Raw genomic sequence first — 11,194 nt, 5'->3', positions numbered from 1 at the left:
CGCCGTCGCCGTGCGCAAGGGGGAGGATTCCCCGCACGTGGCCAAGGTGCTCTCCCGCACCCACGCCCTGGTCGGCGGCCCGCGCTAGCAGTGTCGCGGGATTGAGAAGTCCCGCCTATCAACTCTTCGGATCCAGGTATTTCCGCTTTCTCAATCGGTCGGAAACAATCGGGAAACAGCGCATTTTCCCTCGATTGCGTTTTCCCGGACTCAAGGAGGAGCCGTGACCCCGTTCATGCTGGCGGTCCAGTCGTTGCTGGACGGGGAGGAAGCTCCCGTGCCGGCCACCGAACCGGCGGCCTCGCGAAGCGTCGCCGTGGCCACCGACGAACAGGTGATCATCCGGTCGCTCGCCGAGCAGATGGTCAGCGAAGCCAACGCAGTTCTGCGTGAACACGGTGAAGTGCTCAGCCTCGTCGACGACAGCGGCGACGGCGAACTCGCCTTCACCGTCGGGTTCGCCGACCGCAGTGCGCGGATCCGCACCGCGATCGCCGGCCGGGAAGCCATCGCCTGCCTCGTCGTCGCCGGTGAACCGGAAGGCGATCCCCGGCGGCTCGCGAGCGAAGAAGAACTCCGGGCGCTGCTGCTGAGCCTGCTGACTGCTCCCGTGCACCACTGACCGGAAGAGGATCCATGCAATACGAACTGCGCTACCAGGTCATCGAGCCGAAGCGCCAGAGCTACCAGAACGTGATCGACCGGCTCGGCGATCAGCCCGCGAGCCGCTACCTGGAAGGCACGCTGGACGTCCAGCCGCGCGAGAACTTCCACTACCGGCCCACGTGGGACGAGCACCGCGAGATCTACGACGCGGACTACAGCGTGCTGAAGCTCGCGGACCCCTACAGCTACACGGATCCGCGCCAGTTCTACTACACGCCCTACGTGACCAACCGCGCGACGCTGCACGACGAGTTCACCAAGCAGATGGCCTACCTCGAACAGCGCGAGCTGCTGGCCAAGCTGCCGGCCGCGTGGCAGACCGTGCTGACGACGGCCGTGCTTCCCTTGCGCCACTACGAATCCGGCGCGCAGATGGTCAGCGTCGGCGGCGCCCGTTTCGCCTACGGAACCGCGATCGAGCAGTGCTGCAGCTTCGCCGCGTTCGACCGCATCGGCAACGCGCAGATGCTTTCCCGCGTCGGGATCGCGCTCGGCGGCGGCACGGGCGACCTGCTGCAGGTCGGCAAGCGCGAGTGGCTGCAGGGCGAGCACCTGCAGCCGCTGCGCCGCTTCACCGAGGAAGCGATGGCGGCGCCGGACTGGGCCGAGGGGCTCGTGGCGATCGACCTGGTCGACTCGCTCGTCTACCCGGTGCTCTACCGCGAGCTCGATGAGGTCGCGCTCACCACGGGCGCCGGCGCGTACAGCCTGTTCACCCAGTACTTGCACACCTGGTTCAAGGACCAGCGCAAGTGGCTCGACGCGCTGATCAAGGCGTGGGCCACCGACGCGGAGTTCGGCGACGGGAACCGCGAGCACCTCGCCCGCATCGTCGCCACCTGGAACCCGCTGGCCCACGAGGCCGCCACCGAAATCGCGCGCATCGTCGACCAGCAGCTCGAAGGGGCGGGCACGGTCGAGGCACTCGCGCGCACGACCACCGAGGCCGAGCAGCGCTGGGCCGAGATCACGGGAGGTGCGGCGTGAGCGAGACCCTGCGCCAGGTCGGCATCGACATCCAGGAATCCGAAGAGAACCGCAGCCTCGTCGCGGCCATCCGCGCCGACAACCCCGAGCTCACCGTCCGGCACCTGCCGGGCCTGGTGAAGCTGCAGGCCGCCGGCCAGATCGTGATCAACCGGGACACCGTCGAACAGGAGCTCGGCCGCGAGTGGGAGACGGGCGAGTTCCAGCTCGCCATCGTCTCGTACGCGGGCAACTTCTCCGAGTGGGACGACGACCGGATCATCGTGAAGTGGGAGCACTAGGACATGACTCAGACCGAACCGCGCCGCCGCAAGCTGCCGCTCAAGGAGCGCTACTCGCTGCTCACCCGTGACCTCGACTGGGAACCCGGCTACGTCACCAAGGAACAGCTCTACCCCTACACCAGCTACGAGGGCATCAAGGTCCACGACTGGGACGGCTGGGAGGACCCCTTCCGCCTCACCGTCGACGCGTACTACAAGTACCAGGCCGAAAAGGACAAGCGGCTCTACGCCGTGATCGACGGGTTCGCGCAGAGCCAGGGCCACCTCGGGCTCGCCGACGCCAGTTACCTCAACGCGATCCGCCTGTTCATCCAGGGCGTGACGCCGCTGGAGTACGCCGCGCACCGGCACTTCGCCTACCTCGCGCGGTTCCTCGAAGGCCCGGCGCCGCGTTTCGCCGCGCTGTGCCAGAGCATCGACGAACTGCGCCACTGCCAGACGCAGATCCACACGATCAGCAACTACAACAAGTACTACGGCGGCTTCCACAGCTGGTCCAAGATGCACGACCGCGTCTGGTACCTCTCGGTGCCCAAGTCGCTGTTCGACGACGCGATCACCGCCGGCCCGTTCGAGTTCCTCATCTCGATCTCGTTCAGCTTCGAGTACCTGCTGACCAACCTGCTGTTCGTGCCGTTCATGAGCGGCGCGAGCTTCAACGGCGACATGCCGACGATGTCGTTCGGCTTCTCGGCGCAGTCCGACGAGAGCCGGCACATGACGCTCGGCCTGGAAGCCATCAAGTTCCTGCTGGAGCAGGACGAGGCCAACGTGCCGATCATCCAGGCCTGGATCGACAAGTGGTTCTGGCGCGCGTACCGGATGTCCGCGCTGGTCGCCGGGATGATGGACTACATGCTGCCGAAGCCGGTGATGAGCTGGAAGGAGGCGTTCGAGCTCTACTTCGAGGACCAGATGCTCGGCGGCCTGTTCCCGGACCTCGAGTTCTACGGCATCAAGCCCCCCAAGCACGTCGAGGACGCCATCGCCGAGAAGGACAAGCTCTCGCACGAGGTCTACAAGATCCTGCACAACTTCTCCTTCGCCGCTTCGTTCACCACGCAGGCGCCGGGCGAATCGCACCTGCGCTGGCTCTCCGAGCAGTACCCCGAGACGTTCGACCGCCACTACCGCCCGGTGTGGGAGAAGCACCACCGCATCGAATCCGAAGGCGGGCGGGTGTTCTTCCAGGGCCTGCCGCAGCTGTGCCAGATCTGCCAGGTCCCCATGGCGTTCACCGAGAAGGACGACCCGGGCCGGATCTCCTTCCGCACCAGCGAGTTCCGCGGCGAGACGTTCCACACCTGCAGCGACGGCTGCCAGTGGATCTTCGAGCGCGAACCGGAGAAGTACGTGCAGGCGTGGCTGCCCGTGCACCAGATCTACCAGGGCAACTGCGGTGGCCCGTCGGTGCCGGAAGTCCTGCAGTGGTACGGCATCCAGGAAGGCGACAACGGCGAGTACAAGGGCTCGCCCGATCACGAGTCGTGGGTCGGCTGGCACGACGGCGACGTCAAACAAGGAGCCTGACATGGCTGTGAAAGCGCTTTACGACTACGATTTCCCGTCCGCCGACCGCGCGGAGCTCTTCGGCGACGACCAGTTGGTGTACGTGCACTGGGAGGGCAATCCGCTGTTCTGCTCGGCAGCGTGCTTCCGCGTGCCGAAGGCGATGCCGTTCTCGGAGTTCGTGGAGAACATGGTCGGCCCCTGGGCCGGCTCGGACCCCGACTTCGACCCCGCGGCCGTCGGCGACTGGCGGGTGAACGACCAGCCCCTCGACGCACCCGGCGACACGCCGCTCACCGAACTCGGCATCGGCCACAAGTCGATGCTGAAGTTCACCGCCTGAGGCCGTCCGAACGGAGGAGAACGTGGCGACCCACACCATCCGCGTGGAGCCGATCGGCGCGGAGATCCAGTGCCGCGACGACCAGACGGTGCTCGACGCCTGCCTGCGGGAGGGGATCTGGCTGCCGCACGCGTGCACGCACGGCACGTGCGGCACCTGCAAGGCCCAGATCCTCGACGGCGAGGTGGACCTCGGCGACGCGTCGCCGTACGCACTGCTGGACAGCGAACGCGAAGAAGGCGCCGCGCTGATCTGCGTGGCCCAGCCGCGCGGCGACGTCGTCGTCGAGGGTGAAGTCGACGTGGACGAGGGCGTCGGCGTGCACCCGGTCCGCGATTTCACGGGCCGGGTGGAGGCGCTCGACGAGATCGCCCCCGACGTGCGGCGGCTCGTACTGGCCCTGGACCGGCCGATGGAGTTCAACCCCGGGCAGTACGTGCTGCTGGAAGTCCCGGGCGGGCACCAGCGGCCGTACTCGATCGCCAGCACGCCCGCGGACGGCAAGGTGATCGAGCTGCACCTCAAGCGGTCCGAGAACGGCAAGGCCACCGACGGCTGGGTGTTCTCGACGCTGGCCGTCGGCGACGAAGTGGCGCTGTCGGGTCCGTACGGCCGGTTCTCGTTCCGTCCACTGAGGACGCAGCCGATCCTGCTGCTCGGCTCGGGCACGGGGCTGGCGCCGCTCAAGTCGATGGTGCAGCACATCGCGGAGAACGGCGGTGGCCACGAGGTGACGCTGTACCACGGCGTGGCCACGAAGGACGACCTGTACGACCAGGAGTTCTTCGAGGACTTGGCGCAGCAGCACGACTGGTTCACCTACCGGCCGGCATTGTCGCGCGAAGAGTGGCAGGGCCGGTCCGGACGGGTCCCCGCGCTGCTGGCCGAGGACTACCCGCGGGCCGGCGGGCACGTCGCCTACATCTGCGGCAGCCCGGCGATGGTCGAGGACACGATGAAGGCGCTGATGAAGGCGCGGCTGTTCCCGCGCGACATCTACCGCGAGGACTTCTTCGATTCGGCCGACCGGGCCGCGGGCGCGAACGTCGTGCGCAGCCCGCTGATCCGCCGGTGAGGGGCGAGCCGTGAAGGTGACGAGAGTCGAGGCCGTCCCGTTCGCGATCCCGTACCGCAAACCGCTGCGGTTCGCGAGCGGGGCGGTCGACATCGCCGAGCACGTGCTCGTGCGGGTGCACACCGACGACGGCCTGGTCGGCACGGCCGAGGCGCCGCCGCGGCCCTTCACCTACGGGGAGACGCAGGGCTCGATCAAGGCGGTGATCGACACGATCTTCGCGCCGCAGCTGATGGGGATGTCGCCGCTGGCCCGGGAAGCCGTGCACGCGAAGCTCGACCGCACGGTGGGCAACCCGGCCGCGAAGAGCGCTGTCGACATGGCGCTGTGGGACCTCATCGGGCAGAACCTCGGCGTGTCGGTCACGGAGCTGCTCGGCGGCTACACCGACCGGATGCGCGTGTGCCACATGGTCGGGTTCGCGCAGCCGGGGGAGATGGTGGACGAGGCCGAGCGGATCCGGTCGGAGTACGGGATCTCGACGTTCAAGGTGAAGGTCGGGCGCCGGCCGGTGCGGCTGGACGTCGACGTGTGCCGGGCGCTGCGCGCGGCGCTCGGTGAGGACGTGGAGCTCTACATCGACGGCAACCGCGGCTGGACGGCTTCGGAGGCGGCGGTCGCGCTGCGCGCCCTCGACGACGTCGGCCTGCTCTTCGCCGAGGAGCTGTGCCCGGCCGACGACGTGCTGGGCCGGCGGTGGCTCGCCACGCAGAGCCGGATCCCGCTCTACGCCGACGAAAGTGCGACTCGGCCGGGGGAGGTGACCCGCGAGCTGCTGGCGGGCGCCGCCCACGGCATCAGCATCAAAACCGCCCGCACCGGGTTCACGCATTCACAGCGGGTGCTGAGCCAGTGTTCGGGGCTCGGCGTCGAGGTCGTCCTGGGCAACCAGATCGACGGCCAGCTCGGGTCGCTGTGCGCGGCCACGTTCGGCGCGGCGTTCGAGCTCACTTCCCGGCGGGCGGGGGAGCTGTCGAACTTCCTGGACATGACCGACGACCTGCTCGCCGAACCGCTGCGGATCGAACACGGCGAACTGCGCGTGCCCCAGGGCCACGGCCTCGGTGTCCGGCTCGACGAGGACAAGCTCGCGCACTACCGCCAGGACTGATTCCCACCACAAGGAGAGGTGTTTCCACCATGACCGAAGTCGTTTCACCCACCGCCGCCGCCTCGGGCGCGTCCGCGACGAAGACCTTCCAGGAACGCGCGAAGTCGGGTGCGTCGTCCGACGTCGCGCGGGTGAACGCGCTCGCGTCCGACGCCCTGGCCGCGCTGCGCGAGGTCGTCCGCAAGCATCAGCTGACCTACGACGAGTACAACGCCTTCAAGGCCTGGCTGATCCAGGTCGGCCAGGACGGCGAGTGGCCCCTGTTCCTCGACGTGTTCCTCGAGCACGAGGTCGAGGCCATCGCCAACGCGCGGCGCGAGGGCACCGTCGGCAGCATCGAAGGCCCCTACTACGTGAGCGGCGCACCCGAACTGGGCTCGTCCGGCGCCCTGCCCACCCGCGACGGCGAACCGGGACAGCCGCTGCGCTTCTTCGGCCAGGTGCGCGCCGTCTCCGGCGAACCCCTTCCCGGCGCCGTCGTCGACTTCTGGCAGGCCGACGCCGACGGCCTGTACTCGCAATTCGCGCCCGGCATCCCGGACTGGAACCTGCGCGGCCGCTTCACCACGGACGCCGACGGCACCTTCTCCATCGACACCATCTACCCGGCGCCGTACCAGATCCCCACCGACGGAGCCACCGGCGCCCTCATCGCCGCCGCCGGCTGGCACGCCTGGCGCCCGGCCCACCTCCACATCAAGGTCTCCTCCCCCTCCCACCAACTCATCACCACCCAGCTCTACTTCGACGGCGGCGACCACGTCGGCGACGACATCGCGACCGCGGTGAAGAACGATCTGATCCTGAACCCCACGCCGACGGAAGATGGGAAGGGGCATCAGGTCCGGTATGACTTCGTACTGGACCCGGCTTGATGGCTGAGTTCGTCAGCACCCTGGCTGATCGGGAGGCTTGAGGTACGACAATGCCGGCTCTCACCTTCGGGGAGAGCCGGCATTCCTGCAAAACTCGAGGAATGTCGCCGTCCCACCTTTCCGGGAGAACCGACACACTGGATAACCACCGCCGGGTATCTACGAGAATCGAAGTGCACCCAGGCCTGGCCCTGCACCTCGATCCCCCGCCTTCTCCGCGGTCTGAACCACGTGTCAAGGTACTCTTTCCCGCCTTGACACGTGGTTCAGACCGCGGTGACAATCAAGGGTCGGGGTGCCTCTCGTTACCTATGTCCGACGATGTTGCGCGCCAGCGCAACGAGTCGTGGGCGTCCTTCCGGCGACTCACGCAACCGTCGGCCGGCTCGTCGCGCCAGAGCGCGACATTGCGCCCGATCGGAATGCCTCCACCCCGGATCCGATCATTCTAACGACGGTCTGAATCACCTTGTCAAGGCGGGAAAGAGTACCTTGACAAGGTGATTCAGACCGCGTGGAGGCTGCGGATCGAGATGCAGGCCGGGGTCTGGGTGCACGTCCGCTGACGCTGCCGGCCGCCGGTCGGTCTGTGGCGCGCGGCGGCTGTGTTCTGAGCCGGTTGCCGTTTCGCGGTGCGGCAATATGACGAGCCCTCGGTGCCTCGCCGCCCTCACGAATCTCTCACGCAGCCACGGATCACGCGCCGCCAGAGCCGCCGCGCCGCCAGAGCCGCCGCGCCGCCGCGGCCGCGCCGCTGGGCCGCGACAGCCGCCCCGCCACTCTCACGATCTCCCGCTGATCGCCGATCGCCGATCCGCCGATCGCGCAACGCCACGGCCCGCGCCGGGTAGCTGCTCCCGCACCGCGGCGCAAGCATCGCTGCCCCGCCGCGGCTGCACCGTCACTGCTGCACCGCGACGGCTGCACCGCCACCGCCGCACCGCCACTCTCACGATCTCCCGCGGATCGGCTATCGCCGATCCGCAGATCGCATTCGCCACGGCCGACGCGCCTCCGCCGCTGCGCCCGCACAGCTGCTCCAGCACGGCTGCTCGTTCACTCTCACGAATCTCCGGCCGATGAGGGGTCGCCGATCCGCCGAACGCGCAACGCCACGGCCCACTCGCCGCCTAGCTGCTTCCGCACCGCTGCCGGCCACGGCTGCCCCGCCACCGCCGCACCGTCACCGTTTCCCATCATCACGTCCCCACCACCGCCACCTGACCACAACCACCCCGCCCTCCACACACCGCGCGCCTCCACCCACCGCACCCACCCACCACTGTGACTTCCCCTTCATCCTTCCCTCCCCCTCACCAAAACCCCAGCTCACCCGACCTCCCACCCTCCTTCAAAACCTTGACACAACATATCCAGGATCCCTAACATCCAGAATATGAAGATGAGCCAAGGCGTCGAATGGGCAGTTCACACACTGCTCGCCCTCGCCTGGGTGGACGACGGCAAACCCGTCCCCACCGCGCGCCTGGCCGCGAGCCACGAGCTGCCCCCGGCGTACCTGAACAAGCAGCTGCAAAGCCTCGTCAAAGCGGGCCTGCTCGAATCCCTCCCGGGTGCCCGCGGCGGTTTCCGGCTGGCGCGGCGCGCGGGGGACATCACGTTGATGGACGTCGTCACCGCGATCGAGGGGCCGGCGCCGGCGTTCCAGTGCACGGAGATCCGCCGCAGGGGAATGGGTGCGAGCGCGCCGGACAGTTGCTTTCGCACGGCCTGCGCCGTGAACGCCTCGATGCAGCGCGCCGAACTGGCCTGGCGGCAGGCTCTGGCCGCCCAGACGCTCGAAGACGTCCGCGCCGAAGCCGACCGCCATGCCCCCGCGATGGCGGGCGTCGCCCGTCAGGCCTACGGCCGTGAGTGAGCACTGGATGCCCGCTCAGGCCGGCCTCCGAAACGAAGCGCGCACTCGAACCACACGCTCCATCCCCACGCAGGACACGCCCGGCTGCCCGGACCTCCCCGTCCCAGTGCGCCGTGCCCTGCGTCGCTCCGGTGCGCGGCCCCCGCGCCGGAGCGCCCGGCCCGGTGCGGGCGCGCCGAACCACGCGCCCGCACCGGGACCGGGTCCCTCGACCTCGGCGCCCGGTCAGCGGGTGCGCCGAGTCCAGTTGCGGCCCCGGTGCGGGGCACGTCGAACGGAGGACAGGCGATGACCGAAGGAGTCGCGCCGCGGGTGAACGGCAAGGCCGTGCTCAAGGACCCGCCGCTGGTGGCCCGGATCGACCGGCTGATGCTGGCGACGGTGGTCGGGCACTTCCTGATCACCTCGGCCCACGCCGTGCTGCACCTCGGCGCCGGCGTGGACCTGAGCGTGGCGCAGCTGGCGTTCGTGGTGGTGGTGATCATCGCGCTGCCCCTGTACGCGATCTACCGCCACTACCGGCATCGCGGAACGGCGGGCGCGGTGCTGCTCGTCGTGTCGATGGCGGCGTCGTTCCTGTTCGGGTTCTCGTTCCACTTCTTCTCCGGCACCGGTGACAACATCGCCCACGTGCACGGCGGCTGGGCGCTGCCGTTCGGCGTGACGGCGTTCGCGCTGACGGTGGTGGAGCTGTTCGGCACCGTGCTCGCGGGCGCCGTGCTGCGGAGGCGGGTGCGGATCTCGTGAGCGAGCTGACCACCCCGACCAAGGGGAACCCCCCGGCGCTGGAGAAGGCCGGCGCCATCGCGAAGGCCGTCGACGACCGCTACCACCTCGCCAAGGGCCTGCGGCACCAGATGAACAAGGTGTTCCCGACCCACTGGTCGTTCCTGCTCGGCGAGATCGGGCTGTACGCGTTCATCGTCCTGTTGCTCAGCGGCGTGTACCTGACGCTGTTCTTCGACCCCTCCATGCAGGAGGTCACGTACCACGGCGTGTACTCCAGCATGCAGGGCCTGGAGATGTCGCGCGCGTTCAAGTCCACTCTGGACATCTCGATGGAGGTCCGCGGCGGCCTCTTCGTGCGGCAGCTGCACCACTGGGCCGCGCTGATCTTCATCGCGGCGATGATGGTCCACATGTGCCGGGTGTTCTTCACCGGTGCGTTCCGCCGCCCGCGCGAAGGCACCTGGCTGATCGGCGCGACGCTGCTGATTCTCGGCATGTTCGAAGGGTTCTTCGGCTACTCACTGCCCGACGACCTGCTGTCCGGCACCGGGATCCGCGCCACGCTGTCGGGGATCATCCTGTCGATCCCCGTGGTCGGCACGTGGGTGCACTGGGCCGTGTTCGGCAGTGAGTTCCCGGGCGACCAGATCATCCCGCGGCTCTACACCGTCCACATCCTCATCATCCCGGGCATCATGCTCGCGCTGATCGCCGCGCACCTCGCGATCGTGTGGTACCAGAAGCACACGCAGTTCCCCGGGGTGAAGCGCAAGGAGACGAACGTTGTCGGGATCCGCATCTTCCCGGCGTTCGCCCTGAAGGCCGGCGCGTTCTTCACGATCGTCACGGGCGTGCTCGCGCTGCTGGCGGGGCTCTTCCAGATCAACGCCATCTGGAACATCGGGCCGTACAACCCGTCGCAGGTTTCGGCGGGCTCGCAACCCGACTGGTACCTGGCGTGGGCCGACGGCCTGCTGCGCATCTGGCCGGCTTGGGAGCTCTACCTCGGTGACTACACGGTGCCCGCCGTTTTCTTCGCCGGCGCCATGGGCATGGCCATCGTGTTCACCCTGCTGCTGACCTACCCGTTCATCGAACGAAGGCTGTCGAAGGACACCGCGCACCACAACGTGCTGCAACGCCCGCGTGACGCACCCGTGCGCACCTCACTGGGCATGATGGCGCTCGGGTTCTACGCCGTGATCGAGCTGTCCGGCTTCAACGACATCATCGCCGACCAGTTCGACATCTCGCTCAACGCGATGACGTGGGCCGGCCGGATCGGCGCGCTGGTCGTGCCGCCACTGGCGTACTTCGTCACCTACCGGATCTGCCTCGGTCTGCAGCGCTCCGACCGCGAAGTGCTGGAGCACGGCGTGGAAACCGGCATCATCACGCGGCTGCCGTCCGGTGGTTACCTGGAGATCCACCAGCCGCTCGGTGAGGTCGACGGCCACGGCCACCCGAAGCCACTGGAGTACCAGGGCGCACCCGTTCCGAAGAAGATGAACAAGCTCGGGGCCGCGGGCCGCGCCGTGCCCGGCTCGCTGCTGAAGCCGGACCCGCCCGAGGAGACCACCGCCGTCGCCCGCATCCGGGGCTCCGGCGGCCACTGAGGACAGTCGCGGGGGGGGGGGGTGGTTACACGGGCCGGCCCCGCCCCCGACCCCCACAGACCCCGGGGGGGGCCCCCCCCGCGCCCGGGGGGGGGCGAAAGCGCCACCCGGGGGACCCCC

General features: G+C 68.6%; 11 protein-coding genes. All 11 read left to right on the top strand.

Features of this window, described 5'->3' with window-relative positions:
• Positions 1-223: 223 nt before the first annotated feature.
• The 11 genes from ACIA77_RS52025 (at position 224) to ACIA77_RS51975 (ending at position 11,074) form a co-directional block, all read left to right on the top strand.
• On the top strand, positions 224-622 hold the full coding sequence (locus tag ACIA77_RS52025) for a hypothetical protein (RefSeq protein WP_395893678.1): 399 nt from the start codon (positions 224-226) through the stop codon (positions 620-622).
• 14 nt (positions 623-636) lie between these two features.
• Positions 637-1,653, top strand: a complete 1,017-nt coding sequence (locus ACIA77_RS52020; protein WP_395893677.1) for a phenol 2-monooxygenase — start codon at positions 637-639, stop codon at positions 1,651-1,653.
• Positions 1,650-1,934: an MmoB/DmpM family protein gene (locus ACIA77_RS52015; RefSeq protein WP_204094803.1), complete on the top strand. Its 285-nt coding sequence runs from the start codon at positions 1,650-1,652 to the stop codon at positions 1,932-1,934. The genes ACIA77_RS52020 and ACIA77_RS52015 overlap by 4 nt, the downstream gene beginning before the upstream one ends.
• A 3-nt stretch (positions 1,935-1,937) precedes the next feature.
• Entirely contained in the window at positions 1,938-3,467 is a 1,530-nt protein-coding gene (locus tag ACIA77_RS52010; RefSeq protein ID WP_395893676.1) for a YHS domain-containing protein, read from the top strand.
• Position 3,468: 1 nt separating this feature from the next.
• Positions 3,469-3,789: a phenol hydroxylase subunit P4 gene (locus ACIA77_RS52005; RefSeq protein WP_395893675.1), complete on the top strand. Its 321-nt coding sequence runs from the start codon at positions 3,469-3,471 to the stop codon at positions 3,787-3,789.
• A 22-nt stretch (positions 3,790-3,811) separates the two neighbouring features.
• The gene (locus tag ACIA77_RS52000; protein ID WP_395893674.1) at positions 3,812-4,864 is read left to right on the top strand and encodes an NADH:ubiquinone reductase (Na(+)-transporting) subunit F; all 1,053 of its coding nucleotides are present in this window, start codon (positions 3,812-3,814) and stop codon (positions 4,862-4,864) included.
• Positions 4,865-4,874: 10 nt separating this feature from the next.
• Entirely contained in the window at positions 4,875-5,975 is a 1,101-nt protein-coding gene (locus ACIA77_RS51995) for a mandelate racemase/muconate lactonizing enzyme family protein (protein WP_395893673.1), read from the top strand.
• A gap of 29 nt (positions 5,976-6,004) precedes the next feature.
• Positions 6,005-6,850 carry a catechol 1,2-dioxygenase gene (gene catA, locus ACIA77_RS51990; RefSeq protein WP_395893672.1) on the top strand — a complete coding sequence of 282 codons (846 nt, stop codon included), beginning with the start codon at positions 6,005-6,007 and terminating at the stop codon, positions 6,848-6,850.
• Between the two features lie 1,396 nt (positions 6,851-8,246).
• Positions 8,247-8,729 carry an RrF2 family transcriptional regulator gene (locus ACIA77_RS51985; RefSeq protein WP_395893671.1) on the top strand — a complete coding sequence of 161 codons (483 nt, stop codon included), beginning with the start codon at positions 8,247-8,249 and terminating at the stop codon, positions 8,727-8,729.
• A 288-nt stretch (positions 8,730-9,017) separates the two neighbouring features.
• Positions 9,018-9,476, top strand: coding sequence for a hypothetical protein (locus ACIA77_RS51980; protein ID WP_395893670.1), 459 nt, complete (start codon positions 9,018-9,020; stop codon positions 9,474-9,476).
• Positions 9,473-11,074 carry a cytochrome bc complex cytochrome b subunit gene (locus tag ACIA77_RS51975; protein ID WP_395893669.1) on the top strand — a complete coding sequence of 534 codons (1,602 nt, stop codon included), beginning with the start codon at positions 9,473-9,475 and terminating at the stop codon, positions 11,072-11,074. Before ACIA77_RS51980 ends, ACIA77_RS51975 begins: the two co-directional genes overlap by 4 nt.
• The last annotated feature ends 120 nt before the right edge of the window (positions 11,075-11,194 follow it).

The organism is Amycolatopsis sp. NPDC051903 (assembly GCF_044452505.1).
In the GTDB taxonomy this organism is placed as follows: Bacteria; Actinomycetota; Actinomycetes; order Mycobacteriales; family Pseudonocardiaceae; genus Amycolatopsis.
The sequence above is the reverse complement of the archived record's forward strand: the minus strand, read 5'-3'. Positions and strand labels throughout refer to the sequence as shown.

Bases quoted from the DNA above. Each gene is read 5' to 3' on its own strand.
- ACIA77_RS51985 (WP_395893671.1), top strand. From the start codon at position 8,247: ATGAAGATGAGCCAAGGCGTCGAATGGGCAGTTCACACACTGCTCGCC.
- ACIA77_RS52010 (WP_395893676.1), top strand. From the start codon at position 1,938: ATGACTCAGACCGAACCGCGCCGCCGCAAGCTGCCGCTCAAGGAGCGC.
- ACIA77_RS52005 (WP_395893675.1), top strand. From the start codon at position 3,469: ATGGCTGTGAAAGCGCTTTACGACTACGATTTCCCGTCCGCCGACCGC.
- catA (WP_395893672.1), top strand. From the start codon at position 6,005: ATGACCGAAGTCGTTTCACCCACCGCCGCCGCCTCGGGCGCGTCCGCG.
- ACIA77_RS51980 (WP_395893670.1), top strand. From the start codon at position 9,018: ATGACCGAAGGAGTCGCGCCGCGGGTGAACGGCAAGGCCGTGCTCAAG.
- ACIA77_RS52020 (WP_395893677.1), top strand. From the start codon at position 637: ATGCAATACGAACTGCGCTACCAGGTCATCGAGCCGAAGCGCCAGAGC.